We start from the raw sequence: 25,307 nt of genomic DNA, 5'->3' as shown, positions 1-25,307 counted from the left end.
CGGGATGTGGGCGTCCAGGCAGTAAACTCAGCGCTCGATGAAAATCCGCGAAATGATCGCCCGCTCGCTCCTGGTCGGGTCGCTGGCTGGGGCCGCGCTCGGGCTGGGTGCCGGTGTCGCCGCGGCGGACCCGCCCCCGCCGCCTCCCCTGCCACCGCCACCCCCGCCGCTGGTGTGGTCACCGCCGACGCCGGACCCCGAACCGTGGGAAGCTCCTCCCCCGCCGGAGGAGGGCGCGCCGCTACCGCCGCGCTGAACATGCCGCAACGACAAGGAGACGCGATGGTTGATGCGCCGGTCCCCCGTCCCGGCGCCGCGGTCATTCGCGCCGATAGCGGAACCGGCGCATGACGGCTCGGCCTCTCGAGCTCGCGCTGGAAGCCAGCTTCGAACAGCTTTCCGCCGCGGCGCCGGCGAACGTCGGCATCGCGATCGCCCGGCCGGACCGGACATTTTCGCTGGGGAGCTGGTGGTCGGGTGTGGCATGGTCGACGATCAAAGTGCCCCTGGCGGTGGCGGCGCTGCGCAACGATTGGCTGGGCGCCCGCGATTTTGCCGTGAAGGCAATCACCGAATCCGACAATCGCGCATCCGAGCAGTTGTGGTCGCAGTTGGGCGAGCCGGCCGACGCGGCACGGCAGGTTCAGGCGGTGGTGGCCGAGGGCGGTGACACCGCGACGGTGGTCGAATCGCGCCGACTTCGCCGTGGTTTCACCGCTTTCGGCCAAACCCAGTGGAACCTGCAGCGCCAGGCGCGGTTCGCCGCGGAGCTGCCGACCATCCCCGACGCCGCCGAGGTGATCGACCTGATGCAACGACTCAGCAGCGGTGACCAATGGGGGCTGGCCGCCAAAGGGATTGCCGCGAAAGGGGGTTGGGGGCCCGGAGTGCACGGCGAGTACCTGGTCCGGCAATTCGGGATCGTCCCCACCCCGTCCGGGCAGTGGGGTGTGGCACTGGCGGCGGACGCGCACGACGGCGCGTTCGAGACCGGCGTCGACGTGGTCAATACGATGACGGACTGGTTGCTGAGCCGGCTGCCGACCCTAGCCCGTTATTGACGGCACCACGGCGTCGATCAGGTGCGGTCCGGCTTCTGCGAACGCGGCGCGCAGCGCGTCGGCGAACTCCTCAGCGGTGGTGACGCGCCGGGCCGGCACCCCCATGCCCTCGCTGATCTTGACGAAATCCATTGTGGGATCGGCTAAGTCGAGCAGGGACAGTGCTTCGGGCCCGGGCGCCGAGCCGGCGCCGACCCGTTGCAGCTCGATGCGCAGGATGTCGTAGGCCCTGTTGTTGTACAGCACGGTGGTGACGTCGAGGTTCTCCCGCGCCTGGGTCCACAACCCCGCAATGGTGTACATGGCGGAGCCGTCGGATTCCAGGCACAGCACCGGGCGATCCGGGGCGGCGATCGCCGCACCGACCGCCGCGGGAATGCCGTAGCCGATCGCCCCGCCGGTCAGGGTCAGCCAGTCATGCGCCGGCGCCCCGGCGGTGGCCTGGGCGAGCAGCAGGCCGGAGGTGTTCGACTCGTCGACCACGATCGCCCGTTCCGGCAGCAGCGCCCCGATCACGTCGGCCGCCGACGCGGACGTCAGTGCGCCGGTCGGCAGCGTGGGACGCGACGCGGCCGCCACCGGCGCCACCGTTCCCGGCGCCACCTGATCCGCCAAGGCGGTCAACGCATCCGCCGCGCCGCTGTGTTCGGCGAGCACGTGCACCTCGCAACCGGCGGGCACCAGGTCGCTGGGCATGCCGGGGTAGGCGAAGAACGACACCGGCGACTTGGCGCCGGCCAGCACCAGATGTTTGGCGCCGTCCAGCTGGGCCGTGGCGGCCTCGGCGAAGTACGCCAGCCGGTCGACGGCGGGGATCCCGGCGCCGCGCTCGAGCCGGGTGGGGAAGGTCTCGCACAGCACCCGCGCGCCGGTGGCCGCGGCGATCCGGGTGGCCGCGGCCAGGCCGGCGTGGCGGGTGGCGTCGCCGCCGACCATGATCACCGTCGGTTCTCCGGAGCCGAGCACCTCGGCCACTTCCGGGGCCAGCAACGGGTCGGCGCCCGCCGGCTGTGCGTCCAGGTTGGAGAACAGCTGGGCGCCGTCGGACCAGGACACGTCGGCGGGCAGGATCAGCGTCGAGATCTGTGAACCCCACCGGCTGGCCGCGATGCCCTCGACGGCGTCGGCCGAGACCTGGGAGGCGTCACCCGTTCGGCGCACCCAACCCGAGACGGTGCCGGCGAGGGCGTCGATGTCGGATTCCAGTGGGGCGTCGTACTTTTTGTGATAGGTGGCGTGGTCACCGACCACCACCACCATCGGGACCCGGGCGCGGCGCGCGTTGTGCAGATTGGCCAGGCCGTTGCCCAATCCGGGGCCCAGGTGCAGCAGCACGGCCGCGGGCCGATCGGCGATGCGGGCATAACCGTCGGCCGCGCCGGTGGCGACCCCCTCGAACAAGGCCAGCACGCCGCGCATCCGCGGGACACTGTCCAGGGCCGCGACGAAGTGCATCTCCGACGTGCCGGGGTTGGCGAAACACACGTCGACGCCGCCGTCGACCAGGGTGTTGATCAGGGCCTGGGCGCCATTCACGTGGTTGCCTCCAATCGAAACAGTCGTTCGGCATTGCCGCGCAAGAAGTCTCGGCGGGCCTCGTCGGACAGCCCGAGGTCGTCCAGCCCCGCCAACGCGTGCTCGTGGCCGATCATCGGGTAATTGGTGCCGAACAACACCTTCCGTTGTCCGGTACGGGTTTTCATGAACATGATGAGTTCTTCGGGCAGGCGCGCGATCGTGTACGCCGAGGTGTCGATGTAGACGTTTTCGTGCTTGCGGGCCACCGCGACCATCTCCTCGGTCCACGGGTAGCCGACGTGGCCGCAGACGATCACCAGTTCCGGGAAGTCGAGGGCGACCTGGTCGATGTAGGGAATCGGGCGCCCGGTCTCCGAGGGGCGCAGCGGGCCGGTGTGGCCGACCTGGGTGCAAAACGGCACGCCGGATTCGACGCACTGGGCGAACAGCGGATAGTAGCGGCGATCGGTGGGCGGGGCGTTCCACAGCCACGGCACCACCCGCAGGCCGACGAATCCTTCTGCGACGCGCCGTCTCAACTCCCGGACCGCTTCCATCGGGCGGTCGAGGTCGACGGTGGCGAGCCCGGCGAACCGGTCCGGGTGCGCGGCAATCCATTGCGCCACCTCGTCGTTGGAGACGAGGTCTTGGCCGTTCGGGCCGCGCCAGGCGCTGAGTATGCCCAGCTGCACGCCGGCGGCATCCATCGACGCCAGCGTCGCCTCGATCGGGATCTCGGTGTCGGGGATCGACCCGCCCGTCCAGCGGCGCAGGGACGCCAGCATGTCGCTGCGCAGGAACCGCTGCGTCGGGTGTTGCATCCAGACGTCGATCGTCATCGGGATCGACAGTAGCCCGGCCGCCGCGGGCGGTGCTCAGGCGGCCAGCGCGGCGCGGGCGGCGGCGTCGGTCTGCCGCGCGTACCCGCCGCCGAACAGCACGACATGGGCGAGCAGCGGGAAGAGCTGATGGAGCCCGACGCGGTCGCGCCAGCCGGGTCGCAGCGGCCGCACCCGCCGGTAACCGTCGATGACGGCGTCGAGATGCGGGCAGCCGAACAGCGCGAGCATCGCCAGGTCGGTCTCGCCGTGACCGCCGTGCGCGGCCGGGTCGATCAGCACCACCCCGGCGGGCGTCCACATCACGTTGCCGCTCCACAGGTCGCCGTGCAGGCGGGCCGGCGGGTCGTCGTCGTCGAAATCGCCCGCACGGCAACGCGCCGCGACGGCGTCGACGGCCTCGCGGGTCGACGAGTCGAGCCGCGCGGCGGCGAGTTCGGCCATCGGGGCCAGCCGCTCCTGCGCGTAGAACTCGCCCCAGCGTCGGTGCGGTCGCAGCGACATCGGCAGGGGATGCGACAGAGGTCCGAAGAAGCCGGGCCCGTCCCATCCGTCGGGGCCGGCGCCGAAGCCGGCGGCGCCGGCGTCGTGCGTGGCGGCGAGTCGGGCACCGAACTCACGCGCCGCCTCGGGGGTCGGGTTCACCGAGTCGAGGCGGCGCAGCGTCAGGCTCGTCATCGTGACGGAGACGACTTGCGCGCAGGGCACGCCGCCGTCGGCGCCGGAAAGCCATTGCAGGCCAGCGGCTTCCGCGGCGAAGAAGCGGGCGGGCGCGTCCGGGTTGTGCTTGACGAAGTCGGTCACGCCGCGTGCGGTCCTAGCGCTTGGAGCGCGTCATGCAGTTACGTGAGCGGCGTGCACGTCGTCGGCCGGGCGCGCCTCGGTCTGCTCCTTGGCCCAGCGGTAGTCGGGCTTGCCGGCGGGCGAGCGCTTGACCTCGTCGACCAGCCACAGGCTGCGCGGCACTTTGTATCCCGCGATCTCGGAACGCACGAAGGCGTCCAGCTCCGACAGCGGGGGCCGCGTTCCCGGCCGCGGCTGGACGACGGCCGCGACGTGCTGGCCGTAGCGGGCGTCGGGCACACCGACCACCAGGGCGTCGAAGACGTCGGGGTGTCCCTTGAGCGCGGCCTCGACCTCCTCGGGGTAGATCTTCTCGCCGCCGCTGTTGATCGACACCGAGCCGCGGCCCAGCATCGTGACGGTGCCGTCCTCCTCGACCGTCGCGTAGTCGCCGGGGATGGCGTAGCGCACGCCGTTGATGGTCTTGAACGTCTCGGCGGTCTTCTTCTCGTCCTTGTAGTAGCCGACGGGAATGTTGCCCTTCTTCGCGATGAAGCCGCGCACACCGGAACCGGGCTTGACCTCGTTGCCCTCCTCGTCGAGGACGACGGTGCGGTGATCGATCGTCACCCGCGGGCCGCCGGCGTGCGGCGCATCCTTGGCGACGATGCTGGTGCCGCCGAATCCGGTCTCCGACGATCCGATCGAGTCGGTGATGACCCGGTTGGGCAGCAGCTCGAGGAACTTCTCCTTGATGCTGGGCGAGAACAGCGCAGCGGTGGAGGCGAGCAGGAACAGCGACGACAGGTCGTACTGGTTGCCCTCGTCCTGGTGGGCCAGCAGCGCGTCGAGCAGCGGTCGCGCCATCGCGTCGCCGGTGAAGAACAGCAGGTTCACCTTGTGGTCGTGAATCGTGCGCCAGACCTCGTCGGCATTGAATTCCGGTGCCAGCACCGTGGTTTGGCCCGAGAAGATCGACATCCAGGTCGCCGACTGGGTGGCGCCGTGGATCATCGGCGGAATCGGGTGGCGGACCATCGGCGGATTGGCGGCCGCGCCCTTGGCGAGGTCGTACTCGTCTTTGATGAATTCGCCTGTGGCGAAGTCAGTTCCGCCGAACAGCACCCGGTAGATGTCCTCGTGGCGCCACATCACGCCCTTCGGGAACCCGGTCGTGCCGCCCGTGTACAGCAGGTAGATGTCGTCGGCACTGCGCGGGCTGAAGTCGCGTTCGGGCGAGCTCTGCGCGATCGCGGAGTAGAACTCGACACCGCCGTAGCGGCCGAAGTCGTTGTCGCTCCCGTCCTCGACGACGAGGATCGTCTTGACGTTGGGGGTCTCGGGCAGCACGTTGGCGACGCGGTCGGAGTACTGGCGCTCGTGGACCAGCGCGACCATGTCGGAGTTGTCGAACAGGTAGCGCAGCTCGCCCTCGACGTAGCGGTAGTTGACGTTCACCAGGATGGCGCCCGCCTTGACGATGCCGAGCATCGCGATCACGATCTCGATGCGGTTTCGGCAGTAGAGGCCGACCTTGTCGTCCTTTTTCACCCCCTGCCCGAGCAGGTAGTGAGCAAGGCGGTTGGCCTTCTCCTCCAGTTGGGCGTAGGTCAACTTCTCGTCGCCGCAGATCAGGGCGACACGCTCGGGCACAGCGTCGATGGCGTGCTCTGCAAGATCGGCAATATTCAAGGCCACGGCCACCAAATTAGAACGTGTTACATTTCGAGGCAAGCTCGTGACCATTGTCGAGGGAAAGGCGGTAACCGTGACCGAGGCGCCAGCAAACGAGGAAACCGGTCCTGACGCGCTCGTGGAACAGCGTGGTCACACCCTCATCGTGACCATGAACCGGCCGCACCGCCGCAACGCCCTGAGCACGGAAATGATGGAAATCATGGTCCAGGCCTGGGACCGCGTCGACAACGATCCCGACATCCGCTGCTGCATCCTGACCGGTGCCGGTGGCTACTTCTGCGCGGGCATGGACCTCAAGGCCGCGACCCAGAAGCCGCCGGGTGAGTCATTCAAGGACGGCAGCTACGACCCGTCGCGGATCGACGCCCTCCTCAAGGGCCGCCGGCTCAAAAAGCCGCTGATCGCCGCCGTCGAGGGCCCGGCCATCGCCGGGGGTACGGAGATCCTGCAGGGCACCGACATCCGGGTGGCCGGCGAGAGCGCCAAATTCGGCATCTCCGAGGCCAAGTGGAGCCTGTATCCGATGGGCGGGTCCGCGGTGCGACTGGTGCGCCAGATTCCCTACACCGTGGCGTGCGACCTGCTGCTGACCGGACGGCACATCACCGCCGCCGAGGCCAAGGACATGGGCCTGATCGGCCACGTCGTTCCCGACGGGCAGGCGCTGACCAAGGCCCTCGAAATCGCCGAGGTCATCGAGAACAACGGCCCGCTGGCCGTCCAGGCGATCCTCAAGACGATCCGCGAGACCGAGGGGATGCACGAGGAAGAGGCCTTCAAGCCCGATACCGCAAACGGGATACCGGTGTTCCTGTCCGAGGACTCCAAGGAGGGCCCCCGGGCGTTCGCCGAGAAGCGCAAGCCCAACTTCCAAAACCGCTAGGTCCCCTCTCCGCCGAACGTGAAGTCACGGCGACTTTTCGGCCGATTTTTCGCCCTGACGTCACACTCGGCGTCGCTGTCAGTCCTTGACGCCACACTGCTTGCGTGCGCGAACCCTTCATCGGCAGCGAGGCGCTCGCAGCCGGCACCCTTACCCGGTACCGGCTGCGGAGCCGGTTCGTCGCGTTGCACCCCGACGTCTACATGGACCCCGCCACGGAACTGACCGCCACAAGACGCGCATGCGCCGCGTGGCTGTGGTCGCGGCGACGGGGCATCGTCGCAGGGCGCTCCGCCTCGGCACTGCATGGGGCCAAATGGATCGACCACCGGGCGCCCGCGCAGTTGGTCTATCAACACCGCCGCCCGCCGGCCGGTATCAACACGTGGTCGGATTCGCTGTCCGAGGACGAGATACAAACGATCGCCGGCCTACGGGTGACGACCCCCGCACGGACGGCTCTCGACCTCGCCTGCCGATATCCCGTCGATCGGGCGGTCGCAGCCATCGACGCGCTCGCGCGCGCAACCGATCTCAAGGTGAGCGAGGTCGGCTCACTCGGCGAGCGTTACCGAGGCCGACGGGGCATCGCGCGTGCGCGCGTCGCGCTGCCGCTTGTCGATAAGGGCGCCGAATCTCCCCGCGAGACATGGCTGCGGCTGCTGCTGATCCGCGCGGGCTTCCCGCGGCCGCAGACTCAAATACCGGTTTATGACTACGGTGCTCTGATCGCCTGTCTTGATATGGGTTGGCAGGACATCAAACTGGCCGTCGAGTACGAAGGCGACCACCACCGCACCGATCAGCGGCAATTCAACAAGGACATTCGACGCGCGGAGACCCTGGCGGAGATCGGTTGGACCGTCGTTCGCGTCACGGCCGCGGACACGGCGGGCGGCGTCATCGCCAGGGTGTCAGCGGCGTGGCCGCGCCGAACGTGATCTCAGGGCGGGAAATCAGACGAGATCTCGCCGTGAGATCACGCTCGGCGCAAGAGATTACCCCAGCAGCGGCGCGCTCGGCGTGAACACCACCGGCATCGCCTCCAGGCCGCTGACGAAGTTCGCCGGCCGCAGCGGCAGGGTCGAGTCGTCGTCGGCCAGCCTCAGGTCCGGCAATCGCTTGAGCACCCGCTCGGTCATCATCGACAGCTCGAGGCGGGCCAGCTGGTTCCCCAGGCAGAAGTGGGTGCCGAAGCCGAACGCCATGTGGCTGTTCGGGTTTCGCCGGATGTCGAAGCTGTCCGGATCCTCGAACACCGACTCGTCGAAGTTGCCCGACTCGAAGAGCAACATGATCTTCTCGCCCTCACGCAGCGAGGTGCCGTGGAATTCGGTGTCGGCGGTCAGGGTTCTGCACATGTTCTTGACGGGCGACGTCCAGCGCAGCATCTCCTCGATCGCGCCCGGCAGCAGCGACGGGTCGCGCACCAGGGCTTCCCACTGGTCGCGGTGGCGCACCAGCTGCTCGGTCCCCCCGCTCAGCGTGTGGCGCGTGGTCTCGTCGCCGCCGATGAGGATGAGCAGCGTCTCCATGACGATCTCGTCGTCGGACATCCGCTGCCCCTCCACCTCGGCGTTCACCAGGATGGAGAACAGGTCGTCGGTGGGCTCGGCGCGCCGCTTGGTGATGATGCTCGTGGTGAATTCGGTGTAGGCGGCGAACGCGGCCATCACCGCCTGCGCCGTCTCCGATGTGGGGTCGATGTGCGAACTCAGCCCACAGACCAGGTCGTCGGACCACTTCAACAGCATGCTGCGTTCGGTGGGCAGCACGCCCAGCATGTCGCCGATCACCGCCATCGGCAGCGGGGCGGCGATATCGCGGACGAAGTCACACTCGCCGCGCTCACACACGGCATCGATCAGGGTGTCGCACAGCTTGGCGATCGACGGCTCCTTCTCCTTCACCCGCTTGCGGGTGAAGCCGGCGTTGACCAGCTTGCGCCGCAACAGATGTGCGGGATCGTCCATGTCGATCATGTAGGGCATGCCCGGCTGTTCGGGCCGGATGCCGCCGGTGCTGGAGAACAACTCCGGATTGCGTTCGGCGTCGAGGATGGCTTGATAGGTGGTGGCGCCGGCCAGGCCGTTGCGATCACGAAACACCGGCTGGTTGGCGCGCATCCAGCGATAGGCCTCGCGCGAGGTGTGACGGTCGGCGTAGAAATTGCCGTCGGTCAGGTCGATGTTCGAGATTGCTTCCGGGATGGTCGAAGTCATCTACAGCCTCCAAGTGTTGACGAACGGATTACAGTAACCGGCATGGCTGAGTCACAACACATCGTTGCGGGGACGGTCCTCACCATGCCGGTGCGGATACGAAAAGCGGACGTGCACACCGCGATGTTTTCGGTGGATGCTCAAGCGGCGCAACGCCTTATCGACTACAGCGGCCTGCGGGTCTGCCAGCACCGCCCGGGCCGGGCGGTAGTCAACCTGATGCTGGCCCGCTACATCGACGGCGACCTGGGGTCCTACCACGAATTCGGCACCTGCGTAATGGTCAATCCCCCCGGCTCGACGGCGCGGGGCTGGCGGGCGCTGGGCGACGCGGCCGCATTCATCCACCACCTGCCGGTCGACCAGAGCTTCACCCTGGAAGCGGGACGCTCCATCTGGGGGTTCCCGAAGATCATGGCCGACTTCACCGTTCGCGAGCAGGGCCGGTTCGGATTCGACGTCAGCGCCGACGGCGCGCACATCGCGGGCATCGACTTCGGCCGCGGATTGCCGGTGCCGTCGCTGTTCACCTCGCGTCCGCAGGTCCTCAAGACCTACACCTACGCCGACGGCGTCACCCGGGAGGTGCCGTGGGAGATGCGGGTGCGCGGGCTGCGCGGTCAGCTCGGCGGCGCGACGCTGCGACTGGGCGATCACGCCTACGCCAAGGAGCTGGCGTCGCTGGGCCTGCCGAAGAAGGCGATGATCTCTGGATCCGTCGGCCACGTCGAGATGACATTCGGCGACGCCCACCCGCTCGGCTGACCGGCCGGGCCGGCCTCCATTGCCCGGTTCCTCCTCATCGCGCTGCGCGCTCTGCATCGTCGTCGGGCCTGTCATCCGGACAATCTAGAACGCGTTCTCGGCCGCTGGCAAGAAAAGTAGAACGTGTTCTAGTCCGCGGTGGGCCGGGGTCAGATCAGGCTCGCCAGCTCGCGGACCTGCTCTGTACTGCGCCCGGACACCACCATCATGGTCACGCCGGCGGCCTCCCAGGCCTTGATCTGCTTACGCACGTAGTCCACGTCGCCGACGATCGCGGCGTCGTCGATCACCTCGTCCGGGATGATTTCCGCGGCCTTGTCCTTTTGTCCACTGCGGAACAGCTTCGTCACGTCGTCGACCACCTCGGAGTAACCCATTCGGCGGTAGACGTCGGCGTGGAAGTTGGTGTCCTCGGCGCCCATCCCGCCCATGTAGAGCGCGATGTAGGGCTTCATCGCGGCGAACGCGGCGGGCCGGTCCTCGGTGATGACGATGTTGGCCGTCGCGCAGATCTCGAAGTCCTCGCGGCTGCGGCGCGCGCCCGGCCGGGCGAACCCCTCGTCCAGCCACTCGTTGTAGGTGTCGGCCATGCGCGGCGTGTAGAAGATCGGCAGCCAGCCGTCGCAGATCTCGGCGGCCAGCGCGACGTTCTTCGGCCCCTCGGCGCCCAGCATGATCGGGATGTCGGCCCGCAGCGGATGGGTGATCGGCTTGAGCGGCTTGCCCAGACCCGTTGCCGGCCCCCGGACTCCCTCCGTCAAAGGCAGGGGGTAGTGCGGACCGTCGCTGGTCACCGGCGCCTCGCGCGCCCACACCTGCCGGATGATGTCGATGTATTCCCGGGTGCGCGCCAGCGGCTTGGGGAACGACTGGCCATACCAGCCCTCGACCACCTGCGGGCCGGAGACGCCGAGGCCGAGCACGTGCCGGCCGCCGGACAGGTGGTCGAGCGTCAGCGCCGCCATCGCGCAGGCGGTCGGGGTGCGGGCGGACAGCTGAACCACCGAGGTGCCCAGCCGCACGCGGGACGTCGACGAACCCAACCAGGCCAGCGGCGTGTAGGCGTCGGAGCCCCACGCCTCGGCGGTGAAGACGGCGTCGTATCCGGCCTCCTCGGCCGCGGCGACGAGCTCACCGTGGTTCTGCGGCGGCTGAGCGCCCCAATATCCCAGCTGCAGTCCCAGCTTCATCGTTCTCGCCCTTCCGGTAGACCCGATGTTGAATCCGTTCTTAGAACCTGTTCTACTCGATGGCGTGACAGCCAGCTCGAGTAGCCCGCCCCTGATGGATCACCCTGAGCCACCGCTCTCCGCGCCACTGACGTTGGCCTTCGACTACACCCGTTCGGTCGGCCCCACGCTGAGCAAGTTCTTCACCGCGCTGCGTGACCGCCACGTCCTGGGGGTGCGCGGATCGGATGGCCGGGTGCATGTGCCGCCACCGGAATATGACCCGGTCACCTACGAGCCGCTGGGCGAGATGGTACCGGTATCCAGCGTCGGCACCGTCGTGTCGTGGGCCTGGCAGCCCGAACCGATGGAGGGCCAGCCGCTCGACCGGCCGTTCGCCTGGGCGCTGATCAAGCTCGACGGCGCCGACACCCCGCTGATCCATGCCGTGGACGCGGGCGATCCCTCCGCCATCAAGTCCGGCACCCGGGTGCGTGTGCACTGGGTCGACGAGCCGGTGGGCGCCATCACCGACATCGCGTATTTCGCGCTCGGGGAGGACGCCGAGGAGGTCGCGGAGTCCGACGGCGACAAAGACCCGGTGACCATGATCGTCACGCCGGTCTCGCTGACCATCCAGCACAGCGCCTCGCACGAGGAGAGCGCCTACCTGCGGGCCATCGCTCAGGGCAAGCTGCTGGGCGCGAAGACGGGCGAGAACGGCAAGGTCTACTTCCCGCCGCACGGCGCGGACCCGGCCACCGGCCAGCCGACCACCGACTTCGTCGAGCTGCCGGACAAGGGCACCGTGACGACGTTCGCGATCATCAACATCCCGTTCCAGGGCCAGCGCATCAAGCCGCCCTACGTGGCTGCCTATGTGCTGCTCGATGGCGCCGACATCCCGTTCCTGCATCTCGTCGCCGATATCGACGCGCACGAGGTCCGGATGGGCATGCGCGTCGAAGCGGTGTGGAAACCCCGCGACGAGTGGGGTTTTGGCATCGACAACATCGAGTACTTCCGGCCGACCGGCGAACCCGACGCCGACTACGACACCTACAAGCACCACCTGTAAAGGGCTTACCTACCTATGAGCGCTCGCAACGTTGCGGTCGTCGGCTTCGCCCACGCACCACACGTCCGCCGCACCGACGGCACCACCAACGGCGTCGAGATGTTGATACCGTGCTTCGCCCAGCTCTACGAGGAGCTCGGCATCGAGCGGACCGACATCGGCTTCTGGTGTTCCGGATCGTCCGATTACCTTGCCGGACGGGCCTTTTCGTTCATCTCGGCGATCGACTCCATCGGCGCCGTTCCGCCGATCAACGAATCGCACGTCGAGATGGACGCTGCCTGGGCCCTCTACGAGGCCTACATCAAGCTGTTGACCGGTGAGGTCGACACCGCACTGGTGTACGGCTTCGGCAAGTCCTCGGCCGGGATCCTGCGCCAGATCCTGACGCGGCAGACCGACCCCTATACCGTCGCACCCTTGTGGGCCGATTCGATCTCGATGGCCGGGCTGCAGGCCCGCATCGGTCTCGACACCGGCAAGTGGACCGAGGAGCAGATGGCGCGCGTGGCCTTCGACTCCTTTGCGAACGCGCGCCGGGTGGACAAGGTCGAGGGGTCGATCAGTGTGGCCGAACTGCTCGAACGGCCGTTCTACGCCGACCCGCTGCGGCGCCACGACATCGCGCCCATCACCGACGGTGCCGCGGCGATCGTGCTCGCGGCCGGCGACCGGGCGCGCGAGCTGCGCGAAAACCCCGCCTGGATCACGGGAATCGAGCACCGCATCGAAACCCCGTCGCTGGGCGCGCGCGACCTCACCGAGTCCCCGTCGACCAAGGCCGCGGCCCACGTGGCCACCGGCGGCCGGACCGACAACCTGGACGTGGCCGAGATCTGCGCGCCCTTCACCCACCAGCACCTGATCCTCGAGGAAGCCATCCGGATACCGGGACCGACCAAGGTCAACCCGTCCGGTGGCGCACTGGCGGCCAACCCCATGTTCGTCGCCGGCCTCGAGCGCATCGGCTTTGCAGCACAACACATCTGGAATGGTTCGGCCGAGCGGGTACTGGCGCACGCCACCAGCGGGCCTGCGCTACAACAGAACCTGGTCGCGGTCATGGAAGGAAAGAACTGATGGCCGGTGCAGGGCCAAACATCGCTGCGGTACTAGGTACCGGACAGACGAAGTACGTCGCCAAGCGCCAGGACGTTTCGATGAACGGCCTGGTGCGCGAGGCGATCGACCGGGCGCTGGCCGACTCGGGTTGCACGTTCGACGACATCGACGCCGTCGTGGTCGGCAAGGCCCCGGACTTCTTCGAGGGCGTCATGATGCCCGAGCTGTTCATGGCCGACGCCATGGGCGCCACCGGCAAGCCGCTGATCCGGGTGCACACCGCGGGCTCGGTCGGAGGCTCCACCGGCGTGGTGGCCGCCAGTCTGGTGCAGTCCGGCAAGTACCGGCGCGTGCTGGCGATGGCCTGGGAGAAGCAGTCGGAATCAAACGCGATGTGGGCGTTGTCGATTCCGATTCCCTTCATCAAGCCGGTGGGCGCCGGCGCGGGCGGCTACTTCGCCCCGCACGTGCGCTCCTACATCCGCCGGTCCGGGGCGCCGACGAACATCGGCGCCATCGTCGCGGTCAAGGACCGGCTCAACGGCGCCAAGAACCCGCTGGCGCACCTGCACCAGCCCGACATCACCGTGGAGAAGGTGATGTCATCCCCCATGCTGTGGGACCCGATCCGCTACGACGAGACCTGCCCGTCCTCCGACGGCGCGGCCGCGGTGGTGATCGGCAACGAGGAGGCCGCCGAAGCGCGCCTGGCGCAAGGCAATCCGGTGGCATGGATCCATGCCACCGCGCTGCGCACCGAACCGCTGCAGTTCTCCGGGCGCGACCAGGTCAGCCCGCAGGCCGGCCGCGACGCGGCCGCCGCGCTGTGGAAGGCCGCCGGCATCACGAGCCCCATCGACGAGATCGACGCCGCGGAGATCTACGTCCCGTTCTCCTGGTTCGAGCCGATGTGGCTGGAAAACCTCGGGTTTGCGCCCGAGGGTGAAGGCTGGAAGCTCACCGAGGCGGGCGAGACCAAGATCGGCGGCCGGCTGCCGGTGAACCCGTCGGGCGGCGTGCTGTCGTCGAACCCGATCGGCGCCTCGGGCCTGATCCGCTTCGCCGAAGCGGCGATTCAGGTCATGGGCAAGGGCGGCGACCACCAAGTGCCCAACGCGCGAAAGGCGTTGGGACACGCTTACGGCGGCGGCTCGCAGTACTACTCCATGTGGGTGGTCGGCGCCGACAAACCCGCCGCCCAAAAAGTCGACGCGTAAGCGCGCCGATGACCGAGCATCCCGCGCACGAGGCCGGCCGCCGCTCCCGCGAGGCGGTGGCGGCCCGGGACAAGGACGCCTGGCTGGCGGTGTTCGCCGACGACGCGATCGTCGAGGACCCGATCGGCCCCTCCGCGTTCGACCCCGAGGGCAAGGGCCACCGTGGCCGCGATGCGATTTCGGCGTTCTGGGACAAGGCGATCGCCCCGACCACGAAGATCGAGTTCGTTTTCCGCGACACCTATCAGTGCGGCAACGAGGAAGCCAACGTCGGGCACATCCTCATCACGACGGGTGACTACCAGACGACCGCCGAGGGCGTGTTCACCTACAAGGCCGACGCCGAGGGCAAGCTGGTGGCCCTGCGCGCCTATTGGGAGATGGACCGAGCGGCGGCCAACACGCGCAAGGTCTAGATCGGTTCCAGCCCGGCCAGATGCCGCTGGGCGAGGTCGCGGTAGGCCTGCGGATTCACCTTCACCCACATCTCGGCGCCCGTTCCGGCGACCGGCCCCCTGATCTGTGCCGGGGCGCCGACCGCCAGCATGCCGGCCGGGATCTGCGTGCCGGCGGTGACCAGTGAGTGCGCGGCGACCAGGCTGCGCGCGCCGACGACCGCGCCGTCCAACACGGTGGCGTGGTTGGCGATCAGCGCTTCGGGCCCCACGTGCACCCCGTGGATGACGCACAGATGCGCCACCGTCGCGCCGGGACCGATGTCCACCGGGATACCGGGAGGGGCGTGCAACACCGATCCGTCCTGCACATTGGCGCCCTCCCGGACCACGATGGGCCCGTAGTCGCCACGCAGGACGGCGTTGAACCAGATGGAGGCCCCGGCCTCCACGACGACGTCACCGATCAGGGTGGCCGTCGGGGCCACGAAAGCGGTGGGATCGACCCGTGGCGCGCGGCCCTCGAATGCAAACAGCGGCATCGTCTACATATACCCCAGCACGCATATATCCCAGCCAGGCTCGCCTTCGTTGCGCGCCCCCACCGCAAAACTGTAACGTGTTCTAGTTAGAGGGCTATGAGTTGGAGGTGACAGGTGAGTACCGACACCAAGGCGGTCGGCATCCGGGAAATCGATCCCGGCGACTTGCCGACCAGGTACGCCCGCGGCTGGCACTGCCTGGGCGTCGCGAAGGACTTCCAGGACGGTAAGCCGCATTCGATCGAGGCTTTCGGCACCAAGCTGGTGGTCTTCGCCGACTCCCACGGGGACATCAAGGTCCTCGACGGCTATTGCCGGCACATGGGCGGGGATCTGTCGGAGGGCACCATCAAGGGCGACGAGGTCGCCTGCCCGTTCCACGACTGGCGCTGGGGCGGCGACGGCCGCTGCAAGCTGGTGCCCTACGCCAAGCGCACGCCTAAGACGGCGCGGACCCGGGCGTGGTCGACCGATGTGCGGGGCGGCCTGCTGTTCGTCTGGCACGACCACGAGAACAACCCGCCGGACCCCGCCGTGCAGATTCCGGACATCCCGGAGGCCCACAGTGACGAATGGACCGAGTGGCGGTGGAACAGCATCCTCATCGAGGGGTCCAACTGCCGCGACATCATCGACAACGTCACCGACATGGCGCATTTCTTCTACATCCATTTCGGGTTGCCGACGTACTTCAAGAACGTCTTCGAGGGTCATATCGCGTCGCAGTACCTGCACAACGTGGGCCGGCCCGACGTGAACGATCTCGGTACGTCGTACGGTGAGGCGCACCTGGATTCCGAGGCGTCCTACTTCGGGCCGTCGTTCATGATCAACTGGTTGCACAACAGCTACGGCGGCTACAAGGCCGAGTCGATCCTGATCAACTGCCACTACCCGGTGACCCAGAACTCGTTCGTGCTGCAGTGGGGTGTCATCGTCGAAAAGCCCAAGGGCATGGACGAAAAGATGACCGAGAAGTTGTCGAAGGTGTTCACCGAGGGCGTCAGCAAGGGCTTTTTGCAGGACGTCGAGATCTGGAAGCACAAGACTCGCATCGACAATCCGCTGCTCGTCGAAGAGGACGGAGCCGTCTACCAGCTACGCCGCTGGTATCAGCAGTTCTATGTCGACGTCGCCGACATCGAGCCGGAAATGGTGGAACGCTTCGAGATCGAGGTCGACACCACCCGCGCCAACGAGTACTGGAATTCCGAGGTCTCCGAGAACCTCAAGGCCAAGGAATCCGAGGACGTTCCGGCCGAGCAGCACTAGGCATCATGGCCGACGATCAGCCGCAGGTACCTGACGTCGATCGGCTCGCGCGGTCGATGTTGCAGCTGCACGGCGATCATCACGACCACGAGGAGAAGCCCGCCGGCAACGGCGGGGGGTCCCGATCGTGGTCGAAGTCAAGGGATTTCGCCAACGATCCCCAGCGCGCGGCCGCCGTGGCCGCAGCCAGCCGCGCTGACCGCGAGCGCTATCTCAACTCGGGTCTGTTGCCGGTGGACTGCCGTTTCTGCCACGTCCGCGTCACGGTGCGCAGGCTCGGGCCGGGACACACTGCGGTGCAATGGAATACCGAGGCCTGGCAGCGTTGCGCGCACTTCACCGAGGTGCGCGAGTCCGGCGGTGACACCGCGCGCACCCGGTCCTGCCCCAAACTGAGCGACAGCATCGAGCATGCGGTCGCCGAGGGCTACCTCGAAGACGAGCCAGACGAGCACTGAGCGACGGTCGCGGTTCGTCATAGCCCGTCGGAACCGAGCCGGCACCCGGAAGCCATGGGCGTTATGCCCACCTCCGAGCGACAACCGGCAGGGGGCGCGGATGGATTGGCGCGGATGGATTCGCGGCTTTGTCGCTCGGAGGTGGGCAAAAGGCGCGTCCATCGGACCGGAAACTCCTGTGGCGCCTGTGATTTCTACAGCCCCGCGAACCGCTCCTTGACCGTCTCGACGCTCAGGCCGTAGTCGGCCAGCGAGTACGAGTGCTTGGGCGCCCGCGCGCCGGACTGGCTGTCGGCGTGGGTCTTTTCCATGGCCGCCTTGGCCTCTTCGGTCAACGTCATGCCGAAGTGCCGGTAGATGTCGGCCACCGTGCCCATCGGGTCGGCGATCAGCTCCTTGTAGTCCACGTCGTAGAACTGCGACGGGCTGTATTTGGCCCGCGCGGTGTTGAACCGCTCCAGGCCCCGCGACCACGTTTCCATTGCGTCAGCGCCGATCTGGGCGCCGGTGAACGACGTCGACCATCCCTCGGCGGTGTGCTGCGCCAGCGAGCACATCGAGGCCATGATCGTCTCGACCGGACGATGGGTCTGGATCACCAACGCGTCGGGATAGGTCGCCATCAGCGCGTCCAGCGCGAACAGGTGGCTGGGATTCTTCAGCACCCACCGCTTGTCGGCGTCGTTGAGTCCGATCAGCTGAAGGTTGCGGCGGTGCCGCTGATACGACGGCGTCCAGTCCTGCCGCGAGAGCCACTGCGAGTAGGTGGGCAGGTGCGCCAGCGTCTCGTAGGACGCCGAATGCAGCGACTGCCGCAGCAGCTGCCAGCACTCCTCCAGCTCGTACGCCGCCATGAAATGCAGACCCGTGTAGTCCGGGTTTTCGGCATGATGCTTCTCGAACTGCGCGTTCAGTTGGCTGTAAAACGGGTTGGAATCCCAGGTTTCACGAGGCGGGCGCGGCTGCGGGAATTCGGCCAACCACAGATGCAGGCCCTGGTGCGCGGGATCGGCGCCCAGCAGCCGATGCAAGGCGGTGGTGCCGGTGCGCACCAGTCCCGTGACGAAGATCGGCCGCTCGATGACGACGTCCGCGTGCTGCGGGTATTGCTTCCAGGCCGCTTCGGACAGCAGCCTGGCCACCAGCGCACCGCGCAAAAAGAACCGATTCATCTTGCTGCCCAACGGCGTCAAGTCGGCGTCGCGGCGGTAGGAGTCGAGCAGCACTTCCAGCGCTTCGAGGTAGTTGTCGTCGTTGCTGCCGAAATCGTCCAGCCCGATCATCTTGCTGGCCGACGCCTTCAGGTCTTCAACGGTGCCGACGTCGGTACGCTCAGTCATCGTTGCGCCGCTTCCTCCCCATCGCATCGCTCTGCATCGTCAGCGCCGGACATCAGGTGTGGTACTCCCCGCAATTGACGTCGAGGGTCTGCCCGGTGATGCCACTGGACAGGTCGCTCGCCATGAACAAGATCGCCGAGGCCACCTCGTCCTCGGTCGGCAGCCGCTTGAGGTCGGAGCCCGCCGCGGTGGCCTGGTAGATCTGCTCGGCCGTGGTGCCGTACTTGCCGGCCTGGTGGTTGAAGTAGCCCTGCAGCGTCTCGCCCCAGATATAGCCGGGTGCAACGGAATTGACCCGGATTCCCTGCTCGCCCAGCTCGGTGGCCAGCGAATGAGACATGGACAGCAGCGCGGACTTGGCCATCTTATAGGCGCCGTACTTCGCCTGCGAGTGCCGCAGCACCATGGAGTTGACGTTGACGATCGAGCCCTTCGACTCGGCCAGCGCCGGCGTGAATCCCTGGATGAGCCGCAGGGCGCCCAGCGCACTGAGTTCGATCGCGTCGCGGATGTGCTGAAAGCTGGTGCCCGAGAACGGCTTCAGCGACGGTACGCGGAACGCGTTGTTGATCAACACGTCGACCTTGCCGTAGGCCTCCAAGGTGGCATCGACCAGGTTGCTCACCTGATCGTCCTCGGTGATGTCGGTGCGCACCGTGGTCGCCCGGCCTCCGAGGTCGGCGATCTGTTTGGCGACGTCGTCCAGGCGTTCCGGCGTGCGGGCGGCCAGCACCAGGTCGGCGCCTTCCCGTGTGCATCGGTGCGCCAGCGTCGTGCCCAGACCCGGGCCGACGCCGCTGATCACCACCACCTTGCCGTCGAGCAACTTCGTCATCCCAACATCCTTGCCTGAATCTGCTGGTGGCGCAGCGCAATCCGCGCACGCCATTCGTCCTCGGAAATCTTGTTGTGCTCGAAATACGGCAGCGCCGCCGGCACGGCGTCGATGTCGACCAGCTCGACGGTGGGGCCGTCGGCGTCGGTGAGTTGTCGCGACACCCGCTGCCACCGGAACTGCAGGATGCCCTTCCGATGTCCGAGGGTCTCCACCCAGTTGGTCACGCCGGGGTTCTGGTCGGCGACGACGATGCGCACCTTGCCGTCCGGATCCGCTTGCGCCTGAGTGTTGTTCAGCGAGGTCTGGTGGTTGATGTAGTCCAGCGAGATGTACCACAGGCTGCCCAGTTGGAAGCCGAGGTAGGGAGCGTCGGTGGCCGGGATGGTGATCACCAGCGCCTGGTCGGGCCGCAGCTCGTAGTGCCCCACCGACGAATACTGGGTCGCCAGGCCGCCGGGCGTCAACCGTGGCGCGACCATCGTGTTGACCGGGATGTTGAAGTAGAACCACTGCGGGAACTGCAGCCACGTCTTCACCCGGTTAACCAGCTGCTTTCCCGCTGTGGCAAAACGCTTTTCGATGGCTTCGCGACTCAGCGGCGGCGGCGCGGTGCCCGCGGTGTCCAGCCGGGAGATGGCCAGCGTGCCGCGCTGCGCGGCCCAGTCGCCGTACACCTCGCGGATGACCAGCTGTCCGGGGTCGGTCGGCCGAAACCGCCATTCGAAGCTGCCGTCGGGGGCGATCTGCAGCTCCCGGTCGTCGAACGCGGCCTGGCTGACGGGCACGTTGTCGTCGGTGTACTCGCCGCCGAGCAGCTGGAAGCTCAGGTCGGTGGTGGTGCCACGCCTGCCGGTGACGACGTAATCGTGGTTGGCATGCACCCGGGTGCCGAAGTACAGCGTGTCGGGGTTGTCCAGGCCCATCTTGGTGAACGGCCCGGTCCCCGACTGCAGAAAGGGGTGGTCGCGGTCGTAGTCGAAGGCCAGATGCGTGCAGGCCGCGATACAGCCGGCCAGATATTGGAGCCCTTCGAGCAGGTCGGCTTCGGACTCGATGTGCGGCGCGGCGGCCACCAGCTCCTCGGCCTCAGCGATCGCGTGGGTGAGCGGGCCGGAAAAGGAAGTTACGGACACGCCTAGACGCTAGAACGTGTTCTACTTTTTCGTCAATGGCGAACATTCCCGCGCGTCGGCTGCGGGGTTGCACGACGATGCGGGTTCGCTAGGGCGGGCACGCGTGGGACAGCTGAATCAGGTGCTGACGTACGTCGGGATGCCGGTTCAGGTAGTCGATCACGCTGCCGTTGCCACCCTCGCCCTTTGACTTGTCGATCAGCTGCTGATGGAGGTCGGGGTGCCGCTGCAGGTACGAGTCGATGGAACTGCCCACGTCCTGATTGCACCCGGGATCCGCGCTGGCCACTGGCAGCGCGATCATCGTCGCGGCGGTCGCGGTCAGTAACCCCCCGGCGAGCAGGCCGAAGAGTCCGCGGCCACGAGTACCGACTGTCTTGGATGTGCTCATGCCCACCAGGCTACGCGCGCTACCTTTGCGTAGCCTGTGCGCGCTCTGGGTGAAGCGGCAGGTCAGCGCGCGGCGGCGGCGCCGCTTTCTCGCTCGCGCTTGATCTCCAGCGCGATGTCGATCAGTTGGTCCTCCTGGCCGCCGATGAGCTTGCGCTGGCCGGCCCGGTGCAACAGCTCATGCGGCGGGACGCCGTAGCGCTCACCCTGGCGGATGGCGTGCTTGAGGAAGCTGGAGTACACCCCGGAGTAGCCCATGATCAGGGCGTTGCGGTCGAGCAGGCACTCGGCGGGCATGGCTGGGGCGACGACCTCCTCGGCGGCGTCGGCGATGTCGAAGAAGTCGATGCCGGTCTTGACGCCGATCTTGTCGAACACCCCGATCAGGGCCTCGACGGGGGCGTTGCCCGCCCCGGCCCCGAAGCGGCGGCACGAGCCGTCGATCTGCTTGGCGCCGGCGCGCACGGCCTCGACGCTATTGGCCACCCCGAGTCCGAGGTTTTCGTGCCCGTGGAAGCCGACCTGGGCGTCGTCACCGAGTTCGGCGACCAGCGCCGCGACCCGGTCCCGCACGCCCTCGAGGACCAGCGCCCCGGCCGAGTCGACCACGTAGACGCACTGGCAGCCCGCGTCGGCCATGATGCGGGCCTGGGCGGCCAGCTTCTCCGGCGAAATGGTGTGGCTCATCATCAAGAAGCCGACGGTTTCCAGGCCGAGCTCGCGGGCCAGGCCGAAGTGCTGGATCGAGACGTCGGCCTCGGTGCAGTGCGTGGCGATCCGGCAGATCGAACCGCCGTTGTTCTGGGCCTCTTTGATGTCTTCCTTGGTGCCCACGCCGGGCAGCATCAAGAAGGCGATTTTGGCCTCTTTGGCGGTCTCGGCGGCGAGCTTGATCAGCTCCTGCTCGGGGGTCTTGGAGAACCCGTAGTTGAAGCTCGAGCCACCCAGTCCGTCGCCGTGGGTGACCTCGATGACGGGCACACCCGCAGCGTCCAGGGCGGCCACGATCGCGCCGACCTCGTCCTTGGTGAACTGGTGGCGCTTGTGGTGCGAGCCGTCGCGCAGCGACGTGTCCGTCATCCGCACGTCCCAGACCGGGTTGAAGAAGATGTCGGTAGTCATGATTGCGCTCCTCCGGCCGTCGCGGTCAAGGATTCCTTGGCGATCTCCTCGCCGACCTTGGTAGCCGCGGCGGTCATGATGTCCAGGTTGCCCGCATAGGGGGGCAGGTAATCGCCGGCCCCCTCGACTTCGACGAACGTGGTGACCAGCGCCTGGCCGCCGGAGTTGATCGACGGGTCGTCGAACTGCGGGTCGTTGAGCAGCCGGTAGCCGGGAACGTAGGTCTGCACCTCGGCCACCACGTCGTGGATGGACTTGGCGATCGCGTCGCGGTCGGCGTCCTCGGGAATGGCGCAAAAGATGGTGTCGCGCATGATCATCGGCGGATCGGCGGGGTTCAAGATGATGATCGCCTTGCCCCGCTTGGCGCCACCGATGGTCTCCACGCCCTTGCTGGTGGTCTTGGTGAACTCGTCGATGTTGGCCCGGGTTCCCGGCCCCGCCGACAGCGAGGCGACCGAGGCGACGATCTCGGCGTACGGCACCCCACCGAGGTCGGCGACGGCGCGCGACACCGCATACACGATCGGGATGGTGGCCTGCCCGCCGCAGGTGATCATGTTGACGTTGGGCGCATCCAGGTGCTGGCGCAGGTTGGCCGGCGGGATCACCGCGGGACCCACCGCGGCGGGCGTCAGGTCGACGGCCCGGATGCCGGCGGCCTCGTACTTGGGCGCGGCGTCGCGATGCACATAGGCGCTGGTCGCCTCGAACACCAGATCGGGCTTGTCCGACTGCGCCAGCAACCAGTCCACGCCCTCGTGGGTGGTCTCCAAACCCAGCTTGCGGGCCCGCGCCAGGCCCTCGCTTTCGGGGTCGATGCCGACCATCCAGCGCGGCTCCAGCCAGTCCGATCGCAACAACTTGTAAAGCAGGTCAGTGCTGATGTTGCCCGACCCGACGATGGCCACACTCGCCTTAGACGGCATGATGCCCCTTTTCGAACTGCTGAGATTTAAGTTAGTCGTTTTAATTCGAGCCTATTCGAACGATAAACGCACCGAACCGAGGCCCGCGAAGTCGGCGACGAACTCGTCGCCCGGGTGTGCGTCGATGGCTCGCGTGCACGATCCGGGCAGCACCACGTCGCCCTTGCGCAACCGCACACCGAACCCGTCGACCTTGCGGGCCAGCCATGCCACCGCGGTGACGGGGTTGCCCAGCACCGCGTCGGTGCGGCCCTCCGCGACGACCTCGCCGTTGCAGCGCAGCACCGCGTCGATCCCCTTGACGTCGATGTCGCGGGGGGAAACCCGGGCCTCGCCGAGCACGAAACCGGCCGACGACGCGTTGTCGGCGATGGTGTCGCACAGCTCGATCTTCCAGTCGGTGATCCGGGTGTCGATCAACTCGATGGACGGGACCAAGGCCTCGGTCGCCGCCAGCACGTCGTCCTCGGTGCAACCGGCTCCCGGCAGGTCGGCGTTCAATATGAAGCCGACCTCGACCTCCACCCGCGGATACAGGTAGCGGTTCGCCTTGACGGGCGTGTCTTCGAACAACTGCATCTCGTCGAGCAAATGCCCGTAGTCCGGCTCGTCGACGCCCATCATCTGCTGGATGGCTTTCGACGACAGCCCCACCTTGTGGCCCAGCACCCGCGCCCCCTCGGCGACCCGCTGCCGGATATTGATCAGCTGGATCTCGTAGGCGTCGACGACGTCGATGTCCGGGTAGGCCGCGGTCAGCGGGGCGATCGGCTCACCGCTCCGCTCGGCCTGCGCCAAGTCCGCAGCCAGCTCGTCGCGGGTAGCAACACTGAGCATTTCTCTACGTCTCCTCGTACGGTCGACCCGGGCCAGTAGCGGCCGCCCCGGGCAATTCTATAACGTGTTCTACATGTCAGCGCAGGAGTACGACGTCGTCGTGGTCGGGAGCGGCGGGGCCGGCATGGTGGCCGCCCTTACCGCCGCTCACCGGGGTCTTTCCACCATAGTCATCGAAAAGGCCCCGCACTTCGGCGGCTCGACCGCGCGGTCGGGCGGCGGCGTTTGGATCCCAAATAACGAAGTGCTCAAGCGTGACGGGGTCAAGGACACCGCCGAGGCGGCCCGCACCTATCTGCACGGGATCGTCGGCAGCGTCGTCGAGCCCGAACGCATCGACACCTACCTCGAGCGCGGGCCCGAGATGTTGTCGTTCGTGCTCAAGCACACACCGCTGAAGATGTGCTGGGTGCCGCGGTATTCCGACTACTACCCCGAGTCGCCCGGCGGGCGCGCGGAAGGCCGGTCGATCGAGCCGAAGCCGTTCGATGCCCGCAAGCTCGGCGCCGACGAGTCCGGCCTGGAGCCCGCGTACGGCAAAGTGCCGCTCAACGTTGTGGTGATGCAACAGGATTACGTGCGGTTGAACCAACTGAAGCGTCACCCGCGCGGCGTGCTGCGCAGCCTGAAGGTCGGCGCGCGCACGATGTGGGCCAAGGCGACCGGCAAGAACCTCGTCGGCATGGGGCGCGCACTGATCGGACCGCTGCGGATCGGCTTGCAGCGCGCCGGCGTTCCGGTGGTGCTCAACACCGCGCTGACCGACCTGTACGTCGAAGACGGCGTCGTGCGCGGGGTCTATGTGCGCGGCGCCGCTGATGCCGAATCGGGTGAGCCCAGGCTGATCCGGGCCCGACGCGGGGTGATCCTGGCGTCGGGAGGGTTCGAGCACAACGAACAAATGCGGGTGAAATACCAGCGCGCCCCCATCACCACCGAATGGACGGTGGGCGCGGTGGCGAACACCGGCGACGGCATCGTCGCCGCCGAAAAGTTGGGCGCCGGACTGGAATTGATGGAAGATGCCTGGTGGGGCCCGACCGTCCCGCTGGTCGGCGCGCCGTGGTTCGCGCTATCGGAGCGCAACTCCCCGGGATCGATCATCGTCAACATGTCCGGCAAGCGATTCATGAACGAGTCGATGCCCTACGTCGAGGCCTGCCACCACATGTACGGCGGCGAATATGGCCAGGGACCCGGGCCGGGCGAGAACATCCCGGCGTGGCTGGTCTTCGACCAGCAGTACCGCGACCGCTACATCTTTGCGGGATTGCAGCCCGGACAACGCATTCCGCGCAAGTGGCTGGAGTCGGGCGTCATCATCACGGCCGACACGCTCGCGGAGCTGGCCCAGAAGGCCGGCCTTCCGGTGAACGAATTCACCGCCACCGTGGAACGTTTCAACGGTTTCGCGCGCTCCGGCGTCGACGCGGACTTCCACCGCGGCGAGAGCGCCTACGACAGGTACTACGGCGACCCGACCAACAAGCCGAACCCCAACCTCGGCGAGATCAGCCACGCGCCGTACTACGCCGCCAAGATGGTGCCCGGCGACCTGGGCACCAAGGGCGGCATCCGGACCGATGTCCACGGGCGGGCGCTGCGCGACGACGGCAGTATCATCGAAGGCCTTTACGCCGCCGGCAATGTCAGCGCGCCGGTGATGGGCCACACGTACCCCGGTCCGGGTGGCACGATCGGCCCGGCCATGACGTTCGGCTACCTGGCGGCATTGCACATAGCGGGAGAGAACTGA

General features: G+C 67.4%; 26 protein-coding genes. 12 read left to right on the top strand and 14 right to left on the bottom strand.

What is annotated here, in order from left to right; genetic code table 11:
- Positions 1-37: 37 nt before the first annotated feature.
- Both W7S_RS25805 and W7S_RS02735 read left to right on the top strand, forming a co-directional pair.
- Complete coding sequence (locus W7S_RS25805; protein WP_008263729.1) at positions 38-256, top strand: hypothetical protein; 219 nt, start codon at positions 38-40, stop codon at positions 254-256.
- A 91-nt stretch (positions 257-347) separates the two neighbouring features.
- Positions 348-1,061: a hypothetical protein gene (locus tag W7S_RS02735; protein ID WP_008263728.1), complete on the top strand. Its 714-nt coding sequence runs from the start codon at positions 348-350 to the stop codon at positions 1,059-1,061.
- Here the strand turns inward: W7S_RS02735 and W7S_RS02730 are convergent.
- Genes W7S_RS02730 through W7S_RS02715 form a run of 4 tightly spaced genes read right to left on the bottom strand, consistent with a single transcriptional unit; the run spans position 1,047 to position 5,905 of the window.
- Positions 1,047-2,597, bottom strand: coding sequence for an acetolactate synthase large subunit (locus tag W7S_RS02730; RefSeq protein ID WP_008263726.1), 1,551 nt, complete (start codon positions 2,595-2,597; stop codon positions 1,047-1,049). The genes W7S_RS02735 and W7S_RS02730 overlap by 15 nt on opposite strands.
- On the bottom strand, positions 2,594-3,418 hold the full coding sequence (locus W7S_RS02725) for an amidohydrolase family protein (protein ID WP_014710874.1): 825 nt from the start codon (positions 3,416-3,418) through the stop codon (positions 2,594-2,596). The genes W7S_RS02730 and W7S_RS02725 overlap by 4 nt, the downstream gene beginning before the upstream one ends.
- Before the next feature lie 36 nt (positions 3,419-3,454).
- Positions 3,455-4,222 (bottom strand): fructosamine kinase family protein, encoded by a 768-nt coding sequence (locus tag W7S_RS02720; RefSeq protein ID WP_014710873.1) that lies wholly within the window; start codon positions 4,220-4,222, stop codon positions 3,455-3,457.
- Positions 4,223-4,252: 30 nt separating this feature from the next.
- The gene (locus W7S_RS02715) at positions 4,253-5,905 is read right to left on the bottom strand and encodes an acyl-CoA synthetase (RefSeq protein ID WP_014710872.1); all 1,653 of its coding nucleotides are present in this window, start codon (positions 5,903-5,905) and stop codon (positions 4,253-4,255) included.
- Between the two features lie 64 nt (positions 5,906-5,969).
- Between W7S_RS02715 and W7S_RS02710 the strand changes: the two genes are divergently transcribed.
- The gene (locus W7S_RS02710; RefSeq protein ID WP_014379043.1) at positions 5,970-6,782 is read left to right on the top strand and encodes a crotonase/enoyl-CoA hydratase family protein; all 813 of its coding nucleotides are present in this window, start codon (positions 5,970-5,972) and stop codon (positions 6,780-6,782) included.
- Positions 6,783-6,886: 104 nt separating this feature from the next.
- On the top strand, positions 6,887-7,723 hold the full coding sequence (locus tag W7S_RS02705; protein ID WP_014710870.1) for a DUF559 domain-containing protein: 837 nt from the start codon (positions 6,887-6,889) through the stop codon (positions 7,721-7,723).
- 57 nt (positions 7,724-7,780) lie between these two features.
- Here the strand turns inward: W7S_RS02705 and W7S_RS02700 are convergent, their stop codons facing one another.
- Positions 7,781-9,004: a cytochrome P450 gene (locus tag W7S_RS02700; protein ID WP_014710869.1), complete on the bottom strand. Its 1,224-nt coding sequence runs from the start codon at positions 9,002-9,004 to the stop codon at positions 7,781-7,783.
- A 42-nt stretch (positions 9,005-9,046) separates the two neighbouring features.
- Between W7S_RS02700 and W7S_RS02695 the strand changes: the two genes are divergently transcribed.
- Entirely contained in the window at positions 9,047-9,769 is a 723-nt protein-coding gene (locus tag W7S_RS02695; RefSeq protein WP_014710868.1) for an acetoacetate decarboxylase family protein, read from the top strand.
- 149 nt (positions 9,770-9,918) lie between these two features.
- Here W7S_RS02695 and W7S_RS02690 read toward each other — a convergent pair whose 3' ends face one another.
- The gene (locus W7S_RS02690; RefSeq protein ID WP_014710867.1) at positions 9,919-10,959 is read right to left on the bottom strand and encodes an LLM class F420-dependent oxidoreductase; all 1,041 of its coding nucleotides are present in this window, start codon (positions 10,957-10,959) and stop codon (positions 9,919-9,921) included.
- A gap of 64 nt (positions 10,960-11,023) precedes the next feature.
- Here W7S_RS02690 and W7S_RS02685 point away from each other — a divergent pair, with 64 nt between their 5' ends.
- Genes W7S_RS02685 through W7S_RS02670 form a run of 4 tightly spaced genes read left to right on the top strand, consistent with a single transcriptional unit; the run spans position 11,024 to position 14,711 of the window.
- On the top strand, positions 11,024-12,016 hold the full coding sequence (locus tag W7S_RS02685; RefSeq protein WP_014710866.1) for a Zn-ribbon domain-containing OB-fold protein: 993 nt from the start codon (positions 11,024-11,026) through the stop codon (positions 12,014-12,016).
- Positions 12,017-12,031: 15 nt separating this feature from the next.
- Complete coding sequence (locus tag W7S_RS02680) at positions 12,032-13,096, top strand: thiolase domain-containing protein (RefSeq protein ID WP_014710865.1); 1,065 nt, start codon at positions 12,032-12,034, stop codon at positions 13,094-13,096.
- Entirely contained in the window at positions 13,096-14,295 is a 1,200-nt protein-coding gene (locus W7S_RS02675; RefSeq protein WP_041297700.1) for a thiolase domain-containing protein, read from the top strand. The genes W7S_RS02680 and W7S_RS02675 overlap by 1 nt, the downstream gene beginning before the upstream one ends.
- An 8-nt stretch (positions 14,296-14,303) precedes the next feature.
- The gene (locus W7S_RS02670) at positions 14,304-14,711 is read left to right on the top strand and encodes a nuclear transport factor 2 family protein (protein ID WP_014710863.1); all 408 of its coding nucleotides are present in this window, start codon (positions 14,304-14,306) and stop codon (positions 14,709-14,711) included.
- On the opposite strand, the gene W7S_RS02665 is transcribed toward W7S_RS02670, so the two are convergent.
- Positions 14,708-15,232, bottom strand: coding sequence for a gamma carbonic anhydrase family protein (locus tag W7S_RS02665; RefSeq protein WP_014710862.1), 525 nt, complete (start codon positions 15,230-15,232; stop codon positions 14,708-14,710). The genes W7S_RS02670 and W7S_RS02665 overlap by 4 nt on opposite strands.
- 114 nt (positions 15,233-15,346) lie before the next feature.
- Between W7S_RS02665 and W7S_RS02660 the strand changes: the two genes are divergently transcribed.
- Positions 15,347-16,504 carry a Rieske 2Fe-2S domain-containing protein gene (locus W7S_RS02660; protein ID WP_014710861.1) on the top strand — a complete coding sequence of 386 codons (1,158 nt, stop codon included), beginning with the start codon at positions 15,347-15,349 and terminating at the stop codon, positions 16,502-16,504.
- A gap of 5 nt (positions 16,505-16,509) precedes the next feature.
- Positions 16,510-16,962 carry a hypothetical protein gene (locus tag W7S_RS02655; RefSeq protein WP_008263689.1) on the top strand — a complete coding sequence of 151 codons (453 nt, stop codon included), beginning with the start codon at positions 16,510-16,512 and terminating at the stop codon, positions 16,960-16,962.
- Positions 16,963-17,156: 194 nt separating this feature from the next.
- On the opposite strand, the gene W7S_RS02650 is transcribed toward W7S_RS02655, so the two are convergent.
- From W7S_RS02650 to W7S_RS02620, 7 genes are all read right to left on the bottom strand, one after another.
- On the bottom strand, positions 17,157-18,302 hold the full coding sequence (locus W7S_RS02650) for a sulfotransferase (protein ID WP_014710860.1): 1,146 nt from the start codon (positions 18,300-18,302) through the stop codon (positions 17,157-17,159).
- Positions 18,303-18,354: 52 nt separating this feature from the next.
- Complete coding sequence (locus W7S_RS02645) at positions 18,355-19,137, bottom strand: SDR family oxidoreductase (RefSeq protein WP_014379034.1); 783 nt, start codon at positions 19,135-19,137, stop codon at positions 18,355-18,357.
- Positions 19,134-20,273, bottom strand: a complete 1,140-nt coding sequence (locus W7S_RS02640; RefSeq protein ID WP_014710859.1) for a hypothetical protein — start codon at positions 20,271-20,273, stop codon at positions 19,134-19,136. Before W7S_RS02640 ends, W7S_RS02645 begins: the two co-directional genes overlap by 4 nt.
- Before the next feature lie 88 nt (positions 20,274-20,361).
- Positions 20,362-20,664 (bottom strand): hypothetical protein, encoded by a 303-nt coding sequence (locus W7S_RS02635; RefSeq protein WP_008263682.1) that lies wholly within the window; start codon positions 20,662-20,664, stop codon positions 20,362-20,364.
- 62 nt (positions 20,665-20,726) lie between these two features.
- Positions 20,727-21,785, bottom strand: coding sequence for a 4-hydroxy-2-oxovalerate aldolase (dmpG, locus tag W7S_RS02630; protein ID WP_008263680.1), 1,059 nt, complete (start codon positions 21,783-21,785; stop codon positions 20,727-20,729).
- Positions 21,782-22,714, bottom strand: a complete 933-nt coding sequence (locus tag W7S_RS02625; protein WP_014710858.1) for an acetaldehyde dehydrogenase (acetylating) — start codon at positions 22,712-22,714, stop codon at positions 21,782-21,784. The genes dmpG and W7S_RS02625 overlap by 4 nt, the downstream gene beginning before the upstream one ends.
- Positions 22,715-22,765: 51 nt before the next feature.
- On the bottom strand, positions 22,766-23,551 hold the full coding sequence (locus tag W7S_RS02620) for a 2-keto-4-pentenoate hydratase (protein WP_008263676.1): 786 nt from the start codon (positions 23,549-23,551) through the stop codon (positions 22,766-22,768).
- 73 nt (positions 23,552-23,624) lie between these two features.
- On the opposite strand from W7S_RS02620, the gene kstD reads away from it, so the two are divergent.
- Positions 23,625-25,307 (top strand): 3-oxosteroid 1-dehydrogenase, encoded by a 1,683-nt coding sequence (gene kstD / locus W7S_RS02615; RefSeq protein WP_014710857.1) that lies wholly within the window; start codon positions 23,625-23,627, stop codon positions 25,305-25,307.

The sequence above is a fragment of the Mycobacterium sp. MOTT36Y genome, assembly GCF_000262165.1.
Taxonomy (GTDB): domain Bacteria; phylum Actinomycetota; class Actinomycetes; order Mycobacteriales; family Mycobacteriaceae; genus Mycobacterium; species Mycobacterium intracellulare.
Note: the sequence above shows the minus strand (reverse complement) of the source record. Positions and strands in the feature narration are given on the sequence as shown.